This is a genomic window from Coleofasciculaceae cyanobacterium (assembly GCA_036703275.1).
Taxonomy (GTDB): domain Bacteria; phylum Cyanobacteriota; class Cyanobacteriia; order Cyanobacteriales; family Xenococcaceae; genus Waterburya.
Map to the genome: position 1 here is coordinate 61,800 of DATNPK010000089.1, position 23,455 is coordinate 85,254.

Sequence of the window (23,455 nt, forward strand, 5' to 3'; positions counted from 1 at the left end):
CTAATTTATTCTAAGATGGTCGCGATTTCTTTAAGATAAACCTGCTCTAATAATTCTCCTGATTCTAATTCATACTGTTCCAACAAACCTCGATGTCTGATACTAATTTGTCGGTCTTGTTTAATAATTACCGTGGAGTCAGGAAAAACATCCCGCGCTAACATAGTTTCTACCTCGCTGGGGTCGTCTAAAACTACCATGTTGCTACCATAGTAAAACATTCCTTCTGTATTTAATACTTTTTCGTCGTATTCGGCAATTAATAAATCTAATCGAGGATTGCGTAAGAGATTACGGACATTGGTATTGTAATTAGAGTTGAGTTGCTTTTCAGAACGATTGACAATAATTCCTTCGCGACATACTGCACCAATTGTCCAATCAGGATGAAACGTCAGAATGCGATCGCTCAATCGCTGTAGCTGTCTTAGGGTAATACGGTTAAGGCTAATAATGGGAATTCGAGCATCTTTACCCGAATCAAAAAAGGTTTCCAAAATGCGTGAGGTAACGTCTACTGGTTCACCAATGGCAGGATTGAGGTGCATATAAACTCCTGGTGCAGCGTTAATTTCAATAATGCCAAAGCTATTTTGTTTCCAGGATTTAGCAATATCGGCAGTAATGATATCAATTCCCATGCAGGTAAGGCGGAAATGCTGAGCAATATCCTGTGCCAAAATAATATTATCAGGATGTATTTTATTAGTGGCATCGATACTAAAACCACCAGAAGAAAGATTAGCAACCTTACGTAAATAGACAATGCGATCGTTTTCAATTACGCTATCTAAATCCAGTCCCTGTTCTAATAAATACAGGTACATCGCCTCATCAGTTTGGATTTTACCCATTGGCGAATTAGGAGTGTCATTGCGTTGGGGAGAACGATTTTCTCTTTCAATCAGTTCTCTTAAAGAAGATCGACCATTGCCAGTTACTGAGGCTGGTTGACGTTCAATCGCTGCGACAAAACGACCGTTAACGCATAGTAAACGATAATCATGACCTGCAATGCTATTTTCCACAATAATTGCTGATTTTTCCCCTTCGGGAACAGCATCTACCGCCCTTTGATAAGCGGTTTTCAGTTCAGATTCTGCTTGTATGTCGGCAGTTACCCCAATACCTTTATGTCCCGATACGGGTTTGACAGCCACGGGATAACCCAATTCTTCGGCCGCATCACAGGCTGCCTCGAAAGAGTAAACTATATCCCCTTGAGGTACGGGAAAACCTAACTCGGCTAAAAATCGTTTGCAATCATCTTTTTGCGTTGTAAAGTCAGAATCGAGATGACTATCAGTATCAAAAGTGGTGGCTACTCCTCTGATTTGCTTTTTGCCATAACCATACTGCATCAATCTTTCATCCCAAAGATAAAAGCTAGGTATTTCTTTGGCATTTGCCGATCGCAATAGAGCATATACAGTCGGGCCACCATATACTGAATTACGAAAAACTTGTTGCAAGCTATCAATTTGTGAGGCAATTTCCAAATCCTCGCCCCTGGCGAGCGCCTCAAACCAATCCCAGACTGTATAAATTACCTCTCTTGTAGTGCGCAGATGTAGTGCTTCTATGGCAATTTTGGCAGATTCAGATTCTTGAGGATACGGTTGCGCCACTGGACGCAACGGGAGATGTCCGTGCTGCTGTACACTCCAACCCTGGAGATGTAAATCCATGTCTAGCTTATTTACCATCGAAGCTGTACTAGCAAATAACTCTGCATGAGAAGAATATTCTTTTTCGGTTAATCGGGGATAACGCGCTCCCAATACAGCTAAATAATCAGAGATAGGCAAAGGGCGATCGCATCCTGTTAAGACCAATTCAAACACCAATGAGGCTCGATTTAAATAAGGATTTGGTCCTAGATATTCTTGAAAGTTGAATAAATCAAAAACATCGGTGTTCCTAGCATTTACACGAACTGGTCGATCTATGTCCATTAACCTTGAATTTCTTTCACAGCAACATCACTTACAGTAGGGATAGCTTTGGTTTTTCACCTCTATCCAGGGATTTATTTTTTAGCTAACCAAACTAAACACTTCTGCTCTGCAAGCTGATATTTTATATATACTAATTGTTTTTCAATTTTATAGAAAGTAAAAGGGGATCGTGCCATATTAACCAATAATTATTAGTTATCTATCTTGCAAAATATTAAAATACACCTTTAGCAATATACAAATCAATTTAAAAATATGTTTTATTAGAAATTATCAATATTATAATAGATAAGTTAATGTAGCTATGGTGGCACTTGAATCTAAAAAAAGCGATGACAAAAATGTGGAAGCTGTTAGCAAATCTCAATCTGGACAGCTAATAATTATTGGTGGTGCGGAAGATAAAGAGGGTGAATGTAAAATATTAAGAGAATTTATCCGTCGTGCAGGAGGCAGAAACGCTCGAATTGTGGTGATGACTGTGGCGACATCTTTGCCTGAGGAAGTAGGTTCAGACTATCGATATTTATTTGAAAAGTTGGGTGCAGACACAGTTGAGATTGTCGATACCGAACGTCGAGAAGATGCTAGTAATGAAGGAAATCTAGAAGTTATTGATAACGCCACGGGAGTATTTTTCACAGGAGGCGATCAAGCTCGGATTACCGAAATTCTTAAAGATAGCGAGATTGACAATCTGCTTCATCAAAAGTTCGAGCAGGGTTTAGTTATCGCAGGTACAAGTGCAGGAGCAGCCATGATGCCCGATATTATGATTGTTGAAGGCGACGGCGAAACTAATCCTCGTCTGGATACGGTTACTTTAGAGCCAGGTATGGGTTTCTTACCCCAAGTAGCGATCGATCAGCATTTTTCCCAAAGAGGTAGACTGGGCAGGTTTGTTTCTGCTTTAATTCAACAACCTGCGGTATTAGGTTTTGGTATTGACGAAAATACGGCGATCGCCGTAAATGGAGATGAAATCGAAGTTATTGGTGAAGGTGCAGTAACTATTGTTGATGTTGCCAATCTCAGTCACACTAACCTCAATGAATCTCTACAGGATGAAGCTTTAGCAATATGTGGTGCAAAATTGCATATCTTACCTAATGGCTATCGCTTTAGTCTCAAACAAAGAGATTGTCTTTGTTAATCTTAATCAGCAATAAATTTATATTTTTAATGAATAAACTTGATATGAACTAAGAGCTGCTTGAGTTAAAATCAAATCTTCAGCTAAATATATTTGTTCTTTACTGATTACTCCCAAAATCAGACGGGGGTTGTCGCGATCAACCACTGGTAGTAAATATAACCCCCTAGTTCCCATGCGCTCTAAAGCCGAACTGATTGGTTCTTCGGGATAAGTATAGAGAACTTCTAAGGTACAGATATCTTGTAGTTGTGGTCGATCTGTCTGTGGTGCTGAGTGTTGTTGGAGTTCTAGAACATGGCGTTTAATATCTGCCAGAGTAACAATACCGATCAATTGCTGCTGTTGGTCGATTACTAAAGCAGTGTGAGATTTATTGCTTAAGATTGTTTCCCCAGCCTCTAGCACTGATAAAGATTGAGGCAATGCCAAATAAGAACTTGACATCATTTCGGCTACAGACATTTGACCTAGCAATTCTCGTTCATCCTGTTTTTCTAAGTTCATGCCCATTTGCTGAAGGTTTAAGCCATCGGTTGCTTGTTGAGATTGAATCAAACCAATAATCCAAACGCTAACGCCCACAGCAGCCATTAAAGGTAAGATAATCGAATAATTTTGAGTTAGCTCAAACAGTAAAGCGATCGCGGTTAAAGGCGCGTTAACACTTGCAGCTAAAACAGCTGCCATGCCCACGATGGCGTAAGCAGGAGGCGGGGCAATGGCTAATTCTGGAGGCACGATTAAAGCTAAGATATTGCCGTAAGTCGATCCCAAACAGGCCCCTAAAAATATAGCTGGAGCAAAAACTCCGCCTACAAAACCGCTACCTAAACTAATAGCGGTGACAATTAATTTAACTATGAGCAACCAAGACAATAAAGCCAGGGAAAATTGGCTTCCCCTTAAAATCTGCTCTACCGTGCCATAATCTACTCCCAAAACTTGGGGTAAGCTTAAGGCTACCGTACCAAGAACTATCCCACCAAGGGCAGGTTTGAGCCAGATCGGTAGTTTGCCTAACCACTGTAAACCAGCAATTTCTCCTCGAAAACTAGCTTGCGCCAATTTAATTGCTTGGGTGTAGGTAAAAGCGACAAGACTAGCTAATAATCCTAAGCCCAAGTAAAATAACCATTCCCAATAGCTAAAAACTTGATAAGTTGGTAATTCTAAAGCTGGATGTACGCCCAAAATCGACGAGGCGATCGCCGCACTAATAAAGGCAGACAGCAAAATTAAACTAGCTGCTGGAGTGGTAAACGCCGTATCCAGAACTACTTCTAGGGCAAAAAAAACTCCAGCAATGGGAGCATTAAAACCTGCTGCTAGTCCTGCTGCTGCCCCTGCACCCAACAGTAGCCGATAGCGGTCTTTGGAGACTTGAAACAGTTGTGCCAGAATAATGCCAATATTCGCACCAATTTCCACACTGGGACTTTCTGGCCCTAAAGAAGCCCCCGTACCCAGAGAAATAGAGGCTGCCAGCATTTTGAGGGCAGGTCGCCAAGGCGCGATTTTTTGCTCTCTAGTACTCTTGAGTAAAGTATAAAAATCTTGACCTAATACTTGAGGAAACAGCCATTTCATCGTACCGACGATCGCGCCACCCAGAGTAGGTATCAACAATAATGTCCAACCACCCCAAATGGAGATTATTCCTAATAGTTTTTCAAAACTCCAAGTTTGAAATAGATCGATTAAATAGCGAAATAAAACGACAGTTAAACCTGAACCTCCGCCAACAATTAAAGCCACAATTAACACTAAGGCTTCTGGTGAAGGTTGAAGGCGATTGAGGCGATCGGTTAAATATTCTGAAAGGGAAGACGGATTCGATTTAGGAGCTAAAAATAGCTGGGATTGGATATGTGTATCGATCATTAATGGGTACGCTTGCGATCGCTAACCATAATTCCGAGATTAGCGTCCAATCTAAGATTAACTTCTTTCTAAATAAATATGTGTTTTAAGTCTAAAAACTGCAAATAAACCAAAAATTGCCAGTAGTTGTCAGAAATTAGCCATAAATATCCGTAATTATCCCAAAAATATTATAACTCTCTCATTATTTTATTAAAGTCATCTGGTTATCTTGGTTAAAGATTTGTAAATAATAAATAAATCAAGAGCAACCTATCGATGGCAGTTTAATTCTATTGATAGTTATTCCTTTGATAACTCAGCAAATAGCTAATAGCTATTTGCTACGAACCGAAACACTTTGAGCAAGGAAGCCCGTCGAGGAAACCTCGACAAGGGCAAGTCTTGCTGTTGTACCTTATACGTTAAATCACCAAGGCTTAATTATTCATCCGACTAAGAAAAGCTTTAAGGCGATCGCATTGAGGATTGGTCAATACTTCTTTGGCATCTCCCTGTTCTTCTACGACTCCCTGATTGAGAAACATAACTCGGTTTGCCACCTCGCGGGCAAACTGCATTTCATGGGTAACTACTACCATCGTCATTCCTTCTTCAGCAAGCTGCTTCATTACCATTAAAACTTCTCCGACTAATTCAGGATCGAGAGCGCTTGTCGGTTCGTCAAACAGCAGCACTTCAGGCTTCATACAGAGGCTGCGCGCGATCGCCACCCGCTGTTTTTGTCCCCCAGATAGCTGTTCGGGATAGGCGTCGGCTTTACTAATCAAACCCACCTTATCTAAATAATGTAGGGCGCGATCGCGACATTCTGATTTTGATTCCTTTAATACCTCAGCAGGCGCTAACATCAAGTTTTGCAACACATTGAGGTGAGGGAATAGATTGAATTGCTGAAAAACCATACCTACCTTAGTTCGTAGCTGCTTTAATTTGTGCGCGCTAATCGTTGGTTGGGAAAGATCGATATCCATTACCCTGAGCTTGCCACCATTAATAGTTTCTAAGCGGTTACAGCAGCGCAGCAAAGTACTTTTTCCACAGCCAGAAGTACCAATTATTGAAACAACATCTTTTTTATAAAACGAAGCAGTAATCCCTTTCAATACCTCTAATGAACCGTAGCTTTTTCTTAAATTATCAAAGGAAATAACTGGGGCAGAAGTAGACATACTTATTAAATCTTATCAAATTACTCTCAAGTAAAATAACTCACTATTTTTGGTTCAACTGTACAATTGAACACATTAATTATATTAGGTTATGTTCATAATTCGTCTTATTTGCAAAATTTTGCAACCATTAACTTATGCTAACCACATCTATATGGTATATAGCTTAAAGTAGAGTTTAGTTCAAAAGCTTATATCCTGTATCCAGCAAGGTATGGTGGTTGAATAAATTAATTATTAAATGCAGCTAGTAAGATTAGTATTGTTATGAATTTATAAATTTACTTGATATTAATCGATAGTTTTGCTCCAAAAAAAGACTCTGCTAATTTTTTAAATTTAAACCTATCTAGATAAAGAAAATAGTAATCATAAACTATTAAATAACTATGAATAAAAATAGCTTACGATTTTGGTTAGGAAAAATAGGATTCAGTTTAGTTGGATTATTATTAATAATTAGCCTCAACTTTTATTTAACTTCTTCTTTAAACGCTCAAGGGGTTTTAAAAGTAGGAACAGACCCAGCTTTTCCTCCTTTTGAAATGCGGGCTTCAAATGGTAAAGGGTTTACTGGATTTGATATCGATCTATTTAAAGCAATTGGTGAAGAAGCGGGTTTAGAAATTCAGTTTCAAAGTATGCCCTTTTATGGGCTAATTCCCGCTCTACAGGCTAAAAACATTGATGCGGCAATCAGTGGCATGACTATTACTGCCGAACGGGCCCAGACAGTAGATTTTGGTCGCCCATACTTTCAATCTGGTTTGGCGATCGCCGTTAGGAAAGAAGACAAAGGGGAAATTAAAAGTTTTGATGATTTAGAAAATAAAAAAATTGCCGTTGCGATTGGTACAACTGGAGCGCAGGAAGCTCAGAAAATAGCAGGCTCAGAAATTTTTACTTTTGATAATCCCCCACTTGCTCTACAAGAATTAAGCAATGCAAATGTAGATGCTGTAGTCAATGATGCTCCCGTAACTCTTTATGCAATCAAAGTTGGCAATCTTAATAATGTTGAGGTGGTTGGAGAACTATTGACTGAAGAATACTATGGAATTGCCCTGCCGAAAAACTCGCCCAATTTAGAGAAAGTTAACAATGCTCTAGATGAACTGCTCAAGAGCGATCGATATCGCGATATATATCAGAAATGGTTTGCAGGAGAGCCGGCAAAATTACCTTTAGTTGCTCCAGCCTTAGAAGGAGAAGCCTCTGCCTTTAGCCTGGCTAGAATGTTGCCCACCTTACTATGGGGAGCATTAGTAACTGTAATGTTAACGACGTTTTCGGTATTCTTTGGCACAATTGGCGGCACTTTACTGGCTTCAGCCTCAATTTCCGACTTCAAACCTTTGGGTTGGTTGAGTCGCATCTATGTAGACTTCTTTCGCGGTACGCCTTTGCTAGTTCAAATCTTTATGATCTACTTTGGTTTACCGTCTCTACTACAGCAAATAGGCTTAGATTTTAGCTTTAATCGGTTTGCTGCTGCGGTTACGGCTTTGAGTCTTAATTCTGCTGCCTATTTAGCCGAGATTATTCGCGGTGGTATTCAATCGATCGACCAAGGACAGTGGGAAGCTTCTCAATCAATGGGAATGGGTTGGTTGCAAACTATGCGCCACGTCATTTTCCCCCAGGCTTTTCGGCGAATGTTACCGCCTTTAGGTAATGAGTTTATCACCATGATTAAAGACACGAGCTTAGTCGCGATTATTGGTTTTGAAGAACTATTCCGTCAGGGACAACTAATGGTGGCAACTACTTATCGTGCTTTTGAAATTTATGCAGCAGTAGCCTTAATTTATCTGTTTTTAACCTTTATTGCTTCTAGAGTCTTTAGTTGGCTAGAAAAACGGCTCAACCCCGTGCGAAGTGCTAATAAAAAAGCCTCAGCCCAAGTTGCTTCGAGTTCGGAACAATTAGCAGGCTAATCAAGCTTAATAATGTTGGCAGACAAAAATCAATAATTTTAGGTGAGAGGATAATGTTTAATCGTGTAGTTAAATTGCTCCCTATAGGTGCAATAGTTTCTGGTGTCGTTTTGAGCGATGGCGATCGCGCTCAAGCCACGCCCCAGAATATCTATCAAGATGATTTAGGGCAGGTTACTAACGTCAATCAGCTAAGAGATGTTGCTCCGACAGACTGGGCTTACGAAGCACTGAGAAGTTTAGTTGACCGCTACGGCTGTATTGCTGGTTTTCCTAATCAAACGTATCGCAGCAACCAACCCTTGACTCGTTATGAATTTGCCGCAGAATTGGCTACTTTGGGGGGTAGAGTCGATGAACTGGAGAGTCGGACGGCTGTATTAGAAGACAGTTCTTTTTCCACCACTACCAAGCTAAATACAGAGATCGTTAACTAGGTGCTGGGAACATTTGGCGATGCTAAACCAGACGGTAGCGATGTTGATGATGAAATAACTTTTAGCAGTCGCGTTCAACTCAATTTAGATAGCACCTTTACGGGAGAAGATCTGCTACGAGTGCGATTAGAAGCAGCAAACATTACTACTCCAGTGGAATCTGGCAAAACTAATTCTTTAGCGCTTAACTTTGAGGGAGATAATGGCAACAATGTCGAAATCGACGATTTATACTACACTTTTGCTGTTACCGAAAGAATTTCTGCTTTAGTTGGTGTTAATGGCGTTGATGTCGATGATTTTTTTGATGTTGTCCCGACGATGGGAGTAGCCTATGACACGCTGAGTCTATTTAATCAGAATTTTGCTCTTATATCAAAAGATAATGCTTTATTACTCTGCTTTTTAATTTGAGTTGATATTTAACACTTTGATCGCCGTCAACTATTTTCGTCAACCCCTCTCGTGCGAAGAGAGAGGTTGGGTGAGAGGTTAAACAGGCATCCCTAAAATATCCTCAATTTTAGGCATTTCTTCTAACGAAATTACTCTACCTTCATCTTCAAAGCTATCAATCTGATCAAAGTTGAGATAGCGATATAGATCGTTTTCAAAAGGTGCAATTTTCTCTTTGACAACTGTCATGTATTCTTCCACGGTAGGAATCTTACCCAACAAGGCACAGACAGCAGCTAATTCCGCCGAACCTAGGTAAACCTGCGCGCCTTTACCCATGCGGTTATTGAAGTTGCGGGTAGAAGTAGAAAAGACAGTAGCATTATCTTCCACACGGGCTTGATTACCCATGCAAAGAGAACAGCCAGGCATTTCGGTACGTGCGCCAGCAGCAGCAAACACTCCGTAGATACCTTCCTCGCGCAGTTGCTTTTCATCCATGCGAGTAGGGGGACAAATCCATAAGCGTCCCTTAACTACCCCTGCACCCTCAAGGATTTTGGCAGCAGCGCGATAATGTCCGATGTTGGTCATGCAAGAACCAATAAATACTTCGTCTACTTTATCTCCTGCACATTCTGACATTAGCTTAACGTTATCAGGATCGTTGGGTGCAGCGACGATAGGTTCTTTTATTTCACTGAGGTTGACTTCAATAATATCAGCATATTCTGCATCCTTGTCGGCAGACATTAACTCGGGATTGGCAAGCCACTGTTCCATTCTAGCTACGCGACGCATTAGAGTACGGGCATCTTGATAGCCACGGGCAACCATGTTTTTCAGCAGTGCCACGTTAGAACGTAAATATTCGGCGACAGTGTTTTCACTAAGTTTGATCGTACTACCAGAACACGAACGTTCGGCGGTAGCATCCGTCAGCTCAAAAGCTTGTTCTACCTTGAGATTAGGTAAGCCTTCCATTTCCATAACTCGCCCGTTAAAGACATTTTGCTTGTTTTCTTTAGAAACAGTTAGTTTGCCCTCTTGAATAGCTACCCAAGGAATAGCGTTAACGATATCTCTTAAAGTTATTCCTGGCTGTAATTCTCCTGTAAAGCGAACTAAAACAGATTCAGGCATATCTAGAGGCATTACACCCAAGGCAGAGGCAAAAGCAACCAAACCTGAACCAGCAGGAAAGGATATACCTAAGGGAAAACGAGTATGAGAGTCTCCGCCAGTACCAACCGTATCGGGTAATAGCATTCTATTTAACCAAGAGTGGATAATACCATCTCCAGGACGCAACGCTACTCCACCACGAGTCGAGAAAAAATCAGGTAAATCTTTATGAGTTTGAATGTCTACAGGTTTAGGATAGGCTGCGGTATGACAGAAGGTTTGCAAAGTTAGGTCGGCATTAAAACCAAGACAAGCCAACTCTTTTAATTCATCCCGTGTCATCGGTCCTGTAGTATCTTGAGAACCAACGGTAGTCATAATCGGTTCGCAGGATGTATTAGGACGAACCCCTGCCAAACCACAGGCTTTACCAACCATTTTTTGCGCCAAAGTAAAACCTTTGCCTGTATCTTCTGGCATAGAGGGGCGAGTAAAGACTTCAGACGTATCTAGTCCTAATGCTTCTCTGGTTTTATCAGTTAATGCACGACCAATAAGTAAAGGAATTCTACCTCCTGCCCGTACTTCATCGATGATCGTATCTGGTTTGAGAGTAAAGCTAGAAATAACTTCGCCAGCTTCGTTAGTAATTTCGCCTTTATAGGGATAGATCGTAATTACATCGCCCGTATTCATTTGGACAACATCACATTCGATGGGTAATGCACCAGAATCTTCGGCGGTATTAAAAAAGATCGGCGCAATTTTGTTACCCAGAATATAGCCTCCAGCTTTCTTGTTGGGAACAAAAGGAATTTCATTGCCAATGTGCCACAATACAGAGTTAATCGCTGATTTACGAGAAGATCCTGTCCCAACCACATCACCTACATAGGCAATAGGATGTCCTTTTTCTTTTAACTTCGCAATGGTGTCTAATCCATCGGGCATCTTTGACTCTAGCATTGCTAAAGCATGGAGAGGAATGTCTGGGCGAGTTGTCGCATGGGGTGCAGGAGATAGGTCATCGGTGTTGGTTTCTCCTGGTACTTTAAAGACGTTAACGGTAACGGCTTCAGCCGGCTTAGGGCGATGGGTAAACCATTCTGCATTTGCCCAAGAATGAATTACCTGTTTGGCATATAAATTGCTTTTAGATAATTCCAAGACATCATTAAACTCATCAAATACTAACAGAGTTTTACTTAATGCCTTAGTTGCTTCAGTGGCGATCGCACTATCATCAGACTTTAATAAATTAACCAAAGACTTAACATTGTACCCTCCAACCATCGTACCAAGTAAGCGTACTGCTTCGGTGGTAGAAATTACAGGACACTCAATCTCACCCTTAGCTACGCCAGTTAAGAAACCAGCCTTAACATAGGCTGCATCGTCTACCCCAGGTGGAACTCTATCTCTTAATAATTCTAGTAGTTCTTTTTGTTCTGCTTGGGGAGGATTTTTTAATATTTCACATAGTTCTGAAGTTTGCTGTGCTGTTAAGGGTAACGCAGGAATACCCATAGCTGCTCTTTCGGCTGCGTGTTTTTTATATGCTTTTAACATTTAGTAGTTCTCCTCTTTCTATATGTATATTTATTACAGAATATCTATTGTCTCATCTCTCATCGATCCTAATAATTCCAGGTTGATTGAAGTAATTTTTCAAGAAACAAAATGACTTAGATGTGAATACAATTATTCTATTGCTTCCAGTTTTGTGTAGTGTATCGAGATTGTCAGACTGTAGCGGCGAGGTTAAGCAATCTTGCTCAAAAGGATGCTGATTAGACAATAGGCGGAGTTTTAATATTTAAAGGAGGCTGATCAAACGCGATCGCAGCATTCTCGGCACGGTTTAATAACCATTCTGGTATTTGAACCCAGACAATAAAGGCCTTAGTCCCACACATAGCAAGTATTTTACTTGTTTTATGATGACCGTTGTTCCAGCGAAGATAAATATTTTTTGCTTGTCCAATATATAAAACATTGTTGTTAGCATCGACAACTTTATAAATGCCGCTAATTTTTGGTAAGCTATGAAGCTCAGTAATTGGTATCATGGCTACAGCTCTTCTAGATGAATATCTGCCAACTGAGTTTCCAACTGAATACGCTCCCAATCAACTTCTATTTTAGCATCGTTTAAACCTGCCATACGACCGACGGTTAATAAAGAGTTTTTCAGCATTTTTTCTGATGCTTCTAAATTTTGAAGAGAAATATCTAAATTTTTTTCTTTTAGTAACTTTGTTTGGTTAAAAATCTCAATCCAGCATGATTTATATCGCAGATCTTTTCCCTTCGTTAAGTCCGAACGTTTTTTCTTTAGTTGTTTAGTATTTTTGGTATGAGTAAGATCATAAACTACTTGCTTTATTTTAAATAATTTCATCATTTATCTTGCACAACTTTGGCGTATCGAATCGCTTTTTTGACTATTTTAAGAATTTCTGATTGTTCTAAATTTAAAATATCTCTGCCTTTTTCAACAGCTTTATTAACTGAACGAGTGTCGTAAATAGCATTTATCTTGGCAATTACCTCTAAAGATACTTCCTCTTCCAGTAATTTCTTAACTAGTTCTCGCTGTACTCGATAAGTATCGTTCCAAGTTTGTAGAGATCTTTGACTGCTTTCTAAATTGCCAATTCTTTTAATTTGCTCAGACCAATTATCGAGGAGTTTTACTAATTCTAAAGCGGTTTTTACTTTTGCTTTATTAAAAATTTGCTTAAGAGCATTACCTTTTTTGTGGCTATCTTCAATAACTTTAATATGTTCTTCTTGATACTTTGCTAAAACTTGTTCTGCTGCGCCAACTGCTGCTTTTTTTTGTTGATAACTTTTAACATAACCTTGTTGTTCACGAATTTCGTTCAATACCTCATCATAATTAGTCATGTTGTGACGATAATGATTAAAAAGCTGCCTACCATTCGCTTTGTCATAATCAATTATTTTTCCGTGTTCATTTTTTATTTGATAAAAATTTTCAAGGTTGCGTAATTCTATTTTTTCGCGCGGATTAATATCTTCATTAATACTCATAATATAAAAGTTTTTTTGCTTGTAGACAAATATAATATTATATATTACATAAAATAGCAATCGCAATCACAATCAAACAATTGATTGTCTAGCAACAATGGAAGCAGTGATTTTATTATTCCAAAAAGATTAATTCAGAATGGATGTATTTATCTTTCCCATTGCCAGTCTTTTGCAAGCTATAATCCAAGAAGCTCATGCTGAGAATCAAGGCCGACACGAAGAAAAGATGTCGCAAATCAACTTAATTGCTAATTCTGAATTAAGAGATAGTTATGTACAGCAGCTTATTTTAGATAAGTTTTTAGCCCCTGTTGAAGATGCACAACATCAAATAAAAAATACTGCTAAACACGCTCAATATATGGCTGAGTCAGTTAATTATTATTACCGAGATCATTATTTATCAAAAGAGCAAGCAAAAGATGTTTGTCAACGGTTTCGTTTCTTAGCAGTCAAAATTGCCGAAGTTGATTCTTTATATGAGTTGAAATTAATATATCAGGCAATTACTTTGTTTGCGCATCGAATGTGTGAATTTAAGCATAATGACCGTAAATATTCTATAGAACAAGCTGTCAGGAAAAATATTTTAGATAGACTGAGTACTTGTATTGCTGTAGAAAATAATTTTCAATGCAGATTATCTTTGATGAGCAATAATAGTAAGGGTACGAAGAATAATAATTAAAAAAGTTTGATGTCAGCCTGATGATTCTTATTTTATTTTGATGAGAGTAATTAAAAATAATTTAAGATATTGCGATCGCCTTGGCAAATCCCTGCACTTCTACGCTCATAAAACATACAATTATAATATTAACAACAATTATCTAGGTAATATTTGATGATTACCTCTCCTCAAAATTCGTATTTGACAATCAAAGAATATCTTCAGTTAGAAACAGATAGCGATATCAAACATGAGTATATTGATGGTGAAGTTTATGCAATGGCTGGTGCTACCGATACCCATGTCACTATTGCAGGAAATATCTTTGCCCTACTACTTTCTCACTTAAGAGGTTCTGGGTGTCGGGTGTATATTTGCGATATGAAAGTCACGATTGAAGCCAAGAATTACTTTTACTATCCTGACATATTAGTGATTTACGAAGAGAAGGACAAGGAAAACAGTACGTTTAAAAAGTTTCCCAGTTTAATTATTGAAGTGTTATCTGACTTCACTGAAGCTTTTGACCGTGGTGATAAGTGTGCTGACTATAAGTCTTTGCCAAGCCTACAAGAATACGTGCTGGTTAATCCAAAAAAAGCAAGAATTGAGTGCTTTCGGGGCACAGAACGCGGTTTATGGTTGTTACAATTTTATGAATTAAAAAATGAGCAATTTGAATTAGCTAGCGTTGATTTCGCAGAAAAGATTAGTGATGTATACGAAAAAGTGGTTTTTAGTGAACAATCTGGTTCTAAGAAACAGCAAAATTTTATTTGAATAAAAAGAGTTCTTGAGAATATCGCTTTATCAAACCTTTCCAAGATCGAGGCGATCGCAATTTACTAATTTAGTTATATATAATTGACATAGTATCATTATTACAACTATTGTGTATTTAATGATATGGCACAAATCATTAAACTTGTTGCTCAAATTCGCAATAATCCTCAAGATGTGAGGTTCAATGATTTGGCAAAAGTCTGTACTCATTATTTTGTTGAACCGAGACAACAAGGAACAAGTCACTTTGTTTATAAAACTCCTTGGCAAGGTGATCCTCGTGTAAACATTCAAAATAAAAAAGGAAAGCCAAACCGTATCAGGTTAAGCAAATGCTAGCTGCAATTAAAAAGCTGGAGAGTAACAGTAATGATTAACTTTGAACACTATACTTATAGAGTCATTTGGTCAGCAGAAGACGAAGAGTTTGTAGGATTATGTGCAGAATTTCCGAGTCTTTCATACTTAGATGAAACACATTTAAAAGCATTGATAGGTATCACCAATCTAATTAAAGATATAGTTGATGACATGGAAGCTAACGGAGAAAAAGTTCCTATACCTATCTCGGAAAAAAAATACAGTGGAGTGTTTCAAGTTCGGATTCCTCCAGAACGCCATCGTATGTTAACAATTGAAGCTGCCGAGCAAAATGTTAGCCTGAATCGTTTGGTAAGCGATAAACTAGCTGGTTAGTTGCAAAATGTGACTAAGCTATGCCAGGAAAACGGCGATATTTGAGTAAGTAACCCAAGAGCATCAGCAAGATAATTATCGCTGTACCGATGCCAATAGGACTAGGTAGCCAAAAGATAGCATGGATATGATTAACTTCGCCTGGATGGAGTTGCCAAACTAGACCTTTTGTTAAAGTATTATTTATTGGTTGAAGATTTTCTGAATTAGAGATACTGCGAGCAATCCAAGGAGTAGTTAACTGAAACTTTAAGTTAGCTATCGAATCTGGATCGATGATAATTTTATCTTGTTGACTCAGAATTTTTAATGCTCTTAGGTCAATCGCCAGATCTAAGCTGTTTCTTTCAACAAAGATTAGGTTGCTTTGATGGATCGATACCTGGGAATTAAGCTTAATCAAATCGACTCGATCTTTGGGAATAGTCGCATTAGGAACAATGCTAGTTTGAAAAAGCTGATTAAACTTTTGGGCTAATTCTGCACCATTACCGAAGGGAATAATTAATAAGAGTTCTTGAGAATTAAGTTTTTTAACGTTGCCATCAAGTTGGCGCGATCGCTTTTGCAAACTATCCAACCATTTTTTCGTATCCGATGGCGCAAGATTACTCAGTTTTTCACTAACTTTTACGTGCTGAGTAATCTCTCCACTATAGGGAGTCGCAAAATTAATTCCTACCTGATAATCAACGCAGCCAGTTAACAAGACTGTTAAACATAAAATGACAGGCAATAAAAATCTCACAACGCTAATATTTTTCATGATTAACTACCCATCGCATAGAGTTTCTTAAGTTTGCCGAGATGTATTTTATTCTGACTTCTGACTTCATTACTGTCTTGCTGCTACACCTAATTGAGCAAAAACAATATGAGGAACATAGGCACTGCTACCAACCCATTCAGGGCGATCGCTTAGATCGATTATCTGGCTGAAGGCTTCAAAAATGTTTCCTGCCACCATTGTATCTTTTACTCTGCCGACAATTTTTCCCTGCTCAACTTTGTAACCTAAATCTATATTGACGGAAAATTCACCTGCTAAAACATTAGATTGTCCCGCACCCAAAACCTGATCGACAATAATGCCTTCTTCCATGCCAGCAATCAAATCATCAACGGTAGTTGTACCAGGGCTAATGCAGACATTGGCTAAACTGGGGCTAGGACGCGAAATACCGCCTCGAAAACCATTGCCACTAGATTCTACTCCATGGCGAGCTGCCCAGCGTCTATCCCAGTAAAATTGCTTGACCACGCCTTGCTCGATCAAATACTTCTTGCTGGTGGGTACTCCCTCATCATCAAAATCACAGGCAGAAACTCCAATAGTAGGATCTTCATAGACATTAATTTGTCGATCAACTATTTTTTCGCCTAATTTATCGGTTAAGGGAGAGGCTTTTTGCACCACAGATTGACCAGAAAAAATTGTGCCAAACATTCTGCCCATAGTGCTGCTGACTGCACTAGGAGTAAACAACACGGGATATGTCCCGCTGGTAATACTTGCTTTAGCTTCAGCACGTTGATATTTAACAATTAACTTGTTTAAAATTGCTTGATAGTCTGGTTGGCGATCGCGAGTTACTTCATAAGCATAAGCCTGTAAAAAATCTTCGCCCCGCACCAAATTACCTGATAAAACCGCACTAAGACTTTGGCTATTCTGTTCGGTGTAAACGTTAGTTGTCGTTGCTAGCTTTACCTGACTAGAACGGCTATGAAAGCTAACGTCTACTAAAATATCAGGATTATATTGATGAACTTTGCTAATTAAGTCTTCTCCTACCCCGACTAATTTTTCGGTATTAGGAGGCTGGTAATCGCTTTTTGGCTCAACTGAATTAACATCTTGAGTAAAGTCAAACTCTACAGGATCGCCAATTTCGGCAGTAGACACGGCTGCATCAACCAAATCTGACAAACGAGTTAAATCTGTAGAACTAGCAAATCCCAACTTGCGATCGGCAATTACTCTTAAAGCAATACCTTCTGAAGCTTTAGTTTCTAATGACTTTAAACGGTTATTACCAAACTCAATTGGCGTATCCTGGCTGGCAACGTAATACACTTCTGCTTCGATACCTTTTTTATTTGCCAGGTCAATTACCTGTTCGACTATCCGATCCTTCAATGCTCTTGCTCCTTTTTTGATGACGTTGCTAATTTTAAAGTGCTGCTAAAAGCTATTAGCTATTAACTTTTAGCTTTTATTACTGGGGATGGGAGAAGTGTTTAAATTGTTTCTTGCCTTCTTGCCTTCTCTGCACCCTACAAGCTTACTTACTCCTCTTCCCAATCAGCATTTTGGGCTTCACTGCCACCGCCAACGGTAACGAGGTCGATTTGCTGACGATAGTAATCAACGCTTTTGACCTCTACTTCTACGCGATCGCCTAAACGATAGGCAGTACGATTTTTTCTGCCTACCAGACAGCTATTACGAGAACGATATTCATACCAGTCATCTTTAAGAGAACTAACGTGAACCAAACCTTCTACCAATAAATCCTCTATTTCCACGAAGAAACCATAAGACTGTACTCCCGTAATCAAGCCTTCAAAAATTTTACCTGTCCGTTCCTTCATTTGTTCGGCTTTTTTCAATCCAGCCAAATCCCTCTCTGCGTCTTCTGCCTGTTTTTCGCGGTCATTTAAGAAGGGCAGCATGGTTTGAATATCGATTTCAATTTGTTCTTGGATATTAGGCGGCAGTACCTTCCAGTTAATTTGTCCGTGACTGCTGCTGCTGGTGAGGTCAACACCGTGTTTGGTGCGGCTATGACGGCGATCGCGTCCATGCTCAAATATCGTCTTTAAAATGCGTTGAATAATTAAATCGATATATCTTTGACCAGGAGAAATACAGTGAGTGTAACCATCTTCATAAGCTAAACCAAAGTGATGCCCTGGTTTAGTTAAATATTTGACTGGTTTAAAGGTGCTTTGCAGCAGATAATTCAACACCATTACTGCCGAAGAGGTGGCAAATTGTTCGGTAAGCCTTTGGTAGTCTTGAGAAGAAACTTTGTCTTCGACATTAAGGTCAATATCCAAACCCAAATTATTCCCCAGCTTAATTAAATCTTCTAATTCCTCAACGTCTGGTTCTGCTTGAGTACAGTAAATTCCTGGCAATTCTAATGCCTGTAGATGTTCGGCAACTGCTTTTCCAGCTAATATAGTTAACTCGGTCAACATCGAGTGTACGGGTAAAGCTGCTACACCAAGAATTGTTCCTACCCTTCCTTCATCTTTATAAAGGTTATGAATTTCTGGCGTTGTAACTTCTAAACCACCTCTTTGTAAGCGTTGTGCCTTAACCAAAGGACTTATAGTAAAGAATAAATCTTTAAGCAGAAGAACTAGGTTAGCTACTTTTTTACCTGGTCTTTTTTCTGACCCAATCAACTCTTGTGTTTCTTGATAGGTAAGCTGATGGTCTACTGAAATGACCGAAGGTATAATTTTATATTCGCTCGTATTTCCTTGAGAATCGAGGGTTAGCATTACCGAAATTGTCAAACGGTTTCTGCCTGGGATTAAAGAACACAGCTTACTGACTTTTTCGGGAAACAAAGGTAAAACTTGTTTGCGTAAGTTTACTGCTACACCGCGTTTTCTGGCAATACGGTCTAAAACTGTATCCTGTTCTATGTAATGGGCAACGTCGGCAATATGTATGCCTAACTGCCAGTCTCCTGATTCGGTTTTTTCTAAGGTGAAGGCGTTTTCAATCCAAGGATTATTTTCTAGATTAGATTCGGATTCAATTGTAAAGGTTAACTTGTCTCTTAGATCCTGACGGCTTTTGATCTCTGCTGCGGGTATACGGGCAGTAGGTAGCTTAGACGTAGCAGCGATCGCTTTTTCGGGAAAGTTTAAGGGAAGGTCATGTTTACAGGAAACAATATCAACATCAGCAGCTTCTTCGGCATCACTACCTAAAACTTTCGTTACTTTTCCCCAAGGAGGATTTTGTCCTAAAGGATAGCGCAACACGGATACGTGAACCAGATGTTCTAACGCTGCTTCTAAGTCTTGACCATTTTCTTTGAGGTCTAGTTCAAACAATAAGCGATCGTCTAAAGGTATGGCTTTGTAGTGTGCTTCTTTGTTGGTTACTGTGGCAAGCAGCGAAGGATTAGAACGCTCCAAAATCAGTTTGACTTCTCCCTCAGGAGAACGACGACGACTGCCTTCTTTAATGATTTTCACAAAAACGCGATCGCCATTCCAAGCATTACTCAGATGACTTTCCCTGACATAAATATCATCAGCATTTTCTTCATCTTGAATCGCAAAGCAAAATCCTTTGCTAGAGCATCTTAATTTAGCTTCAACCACATTATCTTCATAGATACGGCGATACTTACCTCTTTCTTTAATTAAAACATTGATTTTTTCTAGAGCATCCAAAGTAATCTGTAATTTTTGAATACTCTCCTCATCCTCACAACCGAGTTTTTTCTCGATATTTTTGCCCGCAACCAACTTATCATCAACGAACTGAGCGAGTAATGTAGCGATTGAAAATTCCATTTAAAAATTATCCTTATCCAGTTTTAATTTAGTAACATACAACAGAAGCGAAGAAAACTATACTAACCCGTACGCACTGTTTGCACACTTAGTGCGTTACCTTAAGCCAGGGTTTGTTGAGACGGAAACTTCTTTCACGGTTTAATCCCTGGTAGGGAGACCAATGGCTTTTTTACATCACAGAGACATAATGACGTAATATACCTCTTTGTGCTTTTACTTAATTGATGCCGTAAGAGTTGAAAGCTATCATGGTTCTTACTTTAAAGGGCTTCAAAAGCATAGTGATATTATGTTAACTGCCCAATTTTTTAGAGCTTGGCAATTTTCTCTTGCGGTGGTCACAATCTACTCTGCCCTGAGACAAAGCCTGCCGTAACCATTGCTCAATAAATAAATTGATTGTGAAACGCTATTACCAAAATTACGAGTTAATTTATAGTCAATTCAGTATCTATTGTAAATTCTCGATGCTTATTGGCAAATTTCTTTTTTACCAGAAGATTAAATAGTAGATTGGTACTAACATTTATTTTAAGATTAAATTAAACAAAAATGATCCTAGCTAAATTTCGTCACAGGTATCCTCAAGGAAGTTTGGTCAGTGAACTAATTAAAATTGACCGAGGAACATACATCGTTAAAGTTTTGGTACAGGTTAACAACGTAATTTTGGCTACTGCTTTGGCTGGTGCAGACACAGTTGAAGCTGCCGAGGATGCTGCGAGGCAAAGAGCGATCGCTGCTTTGTTTTTAGACGATCAACCAGCTAATAATAGCGTTATTGAAGCTACTCCATCCAGAAAAATCTCTTCTGCTACTGCTACATTTATTAAATCAAATATTGAAGCAAACCCACTTGAAAATCAGAATATTGTTAATTTTTCTGAAGCTCATTTTAAACAGCCTGAGCCAAGTAGTATGGCCCAGACAAATATTACGACAAGCAATCCGATTTTAGAATCAACCCCAACCCAGCCAAACCATAAGTCTGAGGTTAAAGATACGACTCAACCCATCAACACTGCCAATAATCTATTTGGTGAGACATTTACTGCCGAAATTCCGCAAAATTCTGCTACATTATCAGCTAATAGTGTACCAGAATCTATCTTTGAAGCTAATTCGGCTAATACCACTGCGGAAATTGAGGCGATGGACTTTAATGAAATTAAACAACAAACTGATATTGAAATTAAACGATTAGGCTGGACTAAAGATCGGGGCAAAGAGTTTCTCAAGAGTCGCTATGGAAAAAGAAGTCGCCTTCATCTAACTGACGAGCAGCTGCTAGAATTTCTACGCTATCTAGAAAAATTGCCCAATCCAGTTGAATAGGTCAAATTGACTGCTTAAGATTTGTTAAACTCAGTTACTTAGTTACTTGAATAAAAATAGTCCTTGAATCATCGTACTAAAATAGCAATAATAGATACAGTTAAACTTAAAAAAGTTTTAGGAGTTACTCGCAAAGGAGAAACCCATGTTACACCGCAAGATTTATCAACTCTGTCAAGATGATCGTGAAGTTTGTATTTTCTTGCGGGATCAACAACGCTGGATCGAAAGCGGTCGTATTGTTGATTTCGAGGGAGACATTGTAACGATCCGTTATGAAACTGAAGAAGAAGACGAAGTTAGCTCCTGGGAAGAAATGGTTCGTTTAGACAGCATTGGTGCTGTTACCCAAAAGCTGGCTTCAGTGTCTAAAACTAATACTGAAATTTCAGTTTCCGATGATTGCCCAGAAGCTGAGCAAATTCATCCCCAGTCACCAGAACATAACCCAGAATAAAGGAAAGTTAACGACGATTCGTTATGACTGGGATCATTCATCCATATATTTAATTATTTAATATTTACTACTGGGAATGACTATTAGTTAATCAGTTTCGTCATTAGCTTCAAAAACTGGACAGTAACCTTCGGGAACAACTTTGAACCCGTACAAGGGGGAAAATTGATTCCAGCAACGCTGGTTATTATAGTGCAAACAGCGATTACAGCAGTCTAAATCTGATGAGATTCGCGCTTGATTATGAGAATTTAATAATTCTCGTTGAGACACTCCTTTTATTACCAATTCATTGCCCTGCCATCGAGCCTGAATAATACCTGTATCAGCAATATTTTTCCATCTGGAGTCACCGCTGATATTATCTGGAAGAACTATAGCGATCGCCGAACCAGCTTCATTTAGCTCTCCTTCATAGTAAACAGGTTGTGGAGCTTGTGGTTGAACAAAGCGATCGCCGATCGGCAATTCCACAAGTATCTCCTGAGCAGGAGAATGAATTTGGTAGCGATTACGTAATTCTTCTAGACTAGCCAGCTCAAGCAAATAGTTTAAAGAGCCATGAACCAAAATAACGTGTTGCGGTCGCAAATTATGAATCAACTGAGTCGTATTGCGACCATCGCTATGCTCAGCTAACAAATAAGTTTCGATGGTCACCGAAGATAAACTATGTATTAGCTCTAATCTGGGGGAATTTGGGTGAATATATTCTTGGGGATGTTCGGGTAATAATACTAACCATTCGGCAGTTTTGTCGGTTAGATACTGCCACAAATTACTTTGATAATCGACTAGAAAAACTCCAGGGTTTTTTTTACCAGCAATAAAGCTATTAGGATGATTGATTCGGCCCATACGAGGGCAAATTCGTTCATCCCAAAATAAAGATTGGTGTTTGGCAAAATTTTGGACAGATTCGGGAAATTGAGCTAATAACTCTAAATAAATATCGCAGGTTAAAGCGACAGAATCATCGACCCAAATATCGAGATCGCGTCCCGTAAATTGATGATGAGAACGCAAGAGCTTGAGAATTTCTTGTCCTAAGCCAAGGGGAGGAACAGGAAGCAACACATTTTTTCCTGCTTCAATGGCTTGGTTAATGCGCTCCATCAACTGCTTTTCCTGAAGACGGCGATGGGGATGGCGTACTGTACCGTAACTGCCTTCTAAAATTAGAACCTCTGGAGCTAGTCCCCGCAAATTCTCAATCGACATTCCTTCGACTAACTGAAAGTTAGAAACCGAAAAATCGCCAGTGTACATTACTTTATAACTGCGATCGGGCGTGGCGTGAGTAATGATAATCGCCGCAGCACCAGGTAAATGTCCCGCAGGAACTATCTGTATCTGTAAATCCGTCCCAATTTTTAATGGCGATCGCCAAGACAATGTCTGACACCAATCCAGCTCCCCCTTGCTGCTCTCACTCATCCAGTGACAGCGTAAAAGTTTGGCCGTAACTTCGCTGGTATAAATTGGCAGGTCGGGATAAGCTTGATGTAGCTTGAGCAGACCACGGCAATGATCGTCGTGGGCATGAGAACAAAAAACTAAATCAGGAGATTGCTCTTGCTCCAGCAAAGCTGATAAATCTTCTAAACCGCAGTCTAGCAAGATACGGTAGTTACCGATTCGCAACAGCAAACAGACACCTTCGTCTTCATGGCCTGCTGCATAAACAAAACAGGATAAAGGCAGGGAACTAAAGGTAGTTTTTCCCTGACTTATTTTCATAAAATTAACTCCTAATAACCCAGACTTTGAGCGATTTTTAACACTAACGTCAATTAGCGTCTTTGTTTAAAATCTTAAGTTATAAAAGTAGTTTTACTTAT

General features: G+C 39.2%; 21 protein-coding genes. 10 read left to right on the top strand and 11 right to left on the bottom strand.

Features of this window, described 5'->3' with window-relative positions:
- Nucleotides 1-5: 5 nt before the first annotated feature.
- Nucleotides 6-1,955, bottom strand: a complete 1,950-nt coding sequence (locus tag V6C71_16875; protein ID HEY9770135.1) for an acetate--CoA ligase family protein — start codon at nucleotides 1,953-1,955, stop codon at nucleotides 6-8.
- A gap of 307 nt (nucleotides 1,956-2,262) precedes the next feature.
- Here V6C71_16875 and V6C71_16880 point away from each other — a divergent pair, with 307 nt between their 5' ends.
- The gene (locus V6C71_16880) at nucleotides 2,263-3,111 is read left to right on the top strand and encodes a cyanophycinase (GenBank protein ID HEY9770136.1); all 849 of its coding nucleotides are present in this window, start codon (nucleotides 2,263-2,265) and stop codon (nucleotides 3,109-3,111) included.
- Nucleotides 3,112-3,129: 18 nt separating this feature from the next.
- Here the strand turns inward: V6C71_16880 and V6C71_16885 are convergent, their stop codons facing one another.
- Nucleotides 3,130-4,995 carry a chloride channel protein gene (locus tag V6C71_16885; protein HEY9770137.1) on the bottom strand — a complete coding sequence of 622 codons (1,866 nt, stop codon included), beginning with the start codon at nucleotides 4,993-4,995 and terminating at the stop codon, nucleotides 3,130-3,132.
- Nucleotides 4,996-5,414: 419 nt separating this feature from the next.
- Nucleotides 5,415-6,167 (bottom strand): amino acid ABC transporter ATP-binding protein, encoded by a 753-nt coding sequence (locus tag V6C71_16890; protein HEY9770138.1) that lies wholly within the window; start codon nucleotides 6,165-6,167, stop codon nucleotides 5,415-5,417.
- Between the two features lie 389 nt (nucleotides 6,168-6,556).
- Here V6C71_16890 and V6C71_16895 point away from each other — a divergent pair, with 389 nt between their 5' ends.
- From V6C71_16895 to V6C71_16905, 3 genes are read left to right on the top strand one after another with little or no spacing between them, the layout of a single operon-like run.
- Nucleotides 6,557-8,104, top strand: a complete 1,548-nt coding sequence (locus V6C71_16895; GenBank protein ID HEY9770139.1) for an ABC transporter permease subunit — start codon at nucleotides 6,557-6,559, stop codon at nucleotides 8,102-8,104.
- A gap of 53 nt (nucleotides 8,105-8,157) precedes the next feature.
- Complete coding sequence (locus V6C71_16900; protein HEY9770140.1) at nucleotides 8,158-8,541, top strand: S-layer homology domain-containing protein; 384 nt, start codon at nucleotides 8,158-8,160, stop codon at nucleotides 8,539-8,541.
- Nucleotides 8,542-8,955: a hypothetical protein gene (locus V6C71_16905; GenBank protein ID HEY9770141.1), complete on the top strand. Its 414-nt coding sequence runs from the start codon at nucleotides 8,542-8,544 to the stop codon at nucleotides 8,953-8,955.
- Nucleotides 8,956-9,033: 78 nt separating this feature from the next.
- Here the strand turns inward: V6C71_16905 and acnB are convergent, their stop codons facing one another.
- From acnB to V6C71_16925, 4 genes are all read right to left on the bottom strand, one after another.
- Nucleotides 9,034-11,631: a bifunctional aconitate hydratase 2/2-methylisocitrate dehydratase gene (gene acnB, locus V6C71_16910; GenBank protein HEY9770142.1), complete on the bottom strand. Its 2,598-nt coding sequence runs from the start codon at nucleotides 11,629-11,631 to the stop codon at nucleotides 9,034-9,036.
- 221 nt (nucleotides 11,632-11,852) lie between these two features.
- The gene (locus V6C71_16915) at nucleotides 11,853-12,131 is read right to left on the bottom strand and encodes a GIY-YIG nuclease family protein (protein ID HEY9770143.1); all 279 of its coding nucleotides are present in this window, start codon (nucleotides 12,129-12,131) and stop codon (nucleotides 11,853-11,855) included.
- Nucleotides 12,132-12,133: 2 nt separating this feature from the next.
- Entirely contained in the window at nucleotides 12,134-12,466 is a 333-nt protein-coding gene (locus V6C71_16920) for a hypothetical protein (protein HEY9770144.1), read from the bottom strand.
- A complete protein-coding gene (locus V6C71_16925) occupies nucleotides 12,463-13,119 on the bottom strand; it encodes a hypothetical protein (protein HEY9770145.1) in 657 nt (218 codons plus the stop codon). Before V6C71_16925 ends, V6C71_16920 begins: the two co-directional genes overlap by 4 nt.
- Nucleotides 13,120-13,258: 139 nt before the next feature.
- Here V6C71_16925 and V6C71_16930 point away from each other — a divergent pair, with 139 nt between their 5' ends.
- From V6C71_16930 to V6C71_16945, 4 genes are all read left to right on the top strand, one after another.
- Entirely contained in the window at nucleotides 13,259-13,810 is a 552-nt protein-coding gene (locus V6C71_16930) for a hypothetical protein (protein HEY9770146.1), read from the top strand.
- A 156-nt stretch (nucleotides 13,811-13,966) separates the two neighbouring features.
- The gene (locus tag V6C71_16935; GenBank protein HEY9770147.1) at nucleotides 13,967-14,572 is read left to right on the top strand and encodes a Uma2 family endonuclease; all 606 of its coding nucleotides are present in this window, start codon (nucleotides 13,967-13,969) and stop codon (nucleotides 14,570-14,572) included.
- Nucleotides 14,573-14,698: 126 nt separating this feature from the next.
- A complete protein-coding gene (locus V6C71_16940) occupies nucleotides 14,699-14,914 on the top strand; it encodes a hypothetical protein (GenBank protein ID HEY9770148.1) in 216 nt (71 codons plus the stop codon).
- Between the two features lie 30 nt (nucleotides 14,915-14,944).
- On the top strand, nucleotides 14,945-15,271 hold the full coding sequence (locus tag V6C71_16945; GenBank protein ID HEY9770149.1) for a toxin-antitoxin system HicB family antitoxin: 327 nt from the start codon (nucleotides 14,945-14,947) through the stop codon (nucleotides 15,269-15,271).
- Between the two features lie 13 nt (nucleotides 15,272-15,284).
- Here the strand turns inward: V6C71_16945 and V6C71_16950 are convergent, their stop codons facing one another.
- The 3 genes from V6C71_16950 to V6C71_16960 form a co-directional block, all read right to left on the bottom strand.
- The gene (locus V6C71_16950) at nucleotides 15,285-16,037 is read right to left on the bottom strand and encodes a DUF3153 domain-containing protein (GenBank protein HEY9770150.1); all 753 of its coding nucleotides are present in this window, start codon (nucleotides 16,035-16,037) and stop codon (nucleotides 15,285-15,287) included.
- 69 nt (nucleotides 16,038-16,106) lie between these two features.
- A complete protein-coding gene (locus V6C71_16955) occupies nucleotides 16,107-17,411 on the bottom strand; it encodes a TldD/PmbA family protein (GenBank protein HEY9770151.1) in 1,305 nt (434 codons plus the stop codon).
- 149 nt (nucleotides 17,412-17,560) lie between these two features.
- Nucleotides 17,561-19,819 (bottom strand): ribonuclease R family protein, encoded by a 2,259-nt coding sequence (locus V6C71_16960; protein ID HEY9770152.1) that lies wholly within the window; start codon nucleotides 19,817-19,819, stop codon nucleotides 17,561-17,563.
- A 555-nt stretch (nucleotides 19,820-20,374) separates the two neighbouring features.
- Between V6C71_16960 and V6C71_16965 the strand changes: the two genes are divergently transcribed.
- Nucleotides 20,375-21,157 (top strand): hypothetical protein, encoded by a 783-nt coding sequence (locus V6C71_16965; GenBank protein ID HEY9770153.1) that lies wholly within the window; start codon nucleotides 20,375-20,377, stop codon nucleotides 21,155-21,157.
- 145 nt (nucleotides 21,158-21,302) lie between these two features.
- Nucleotides 21,303-21,614, top strand: a complete 312-nt coding sequence (locus tag V6C71_16970) for a DUF6679 family protein (GenBank protein ID HEY9770154.1) — start codon at nucleotides 21,303-21,305, stop codon at nucleotides 21,612-21,614.
- An 87-nt stretch (nucleotides 21,615-21,701) separates the two neighbouring features.
- On the opposite strand, the gene V6C71_16975 is transcribed toward V6C71_16970, so the two are convergent.
- A complete protein-coding gene (locus tag V6C71_16975) occupies nucleotides 21,702-23,354 on the bottom strand; it encodes an MBL fold metallo-hydrolase (GenBank protein HEY9770155.1) in 1,653 nt (550 codons plus the stop codon).
- Nucleotides 23,355-23,455 lie beyond the last annotated feature (101 nt).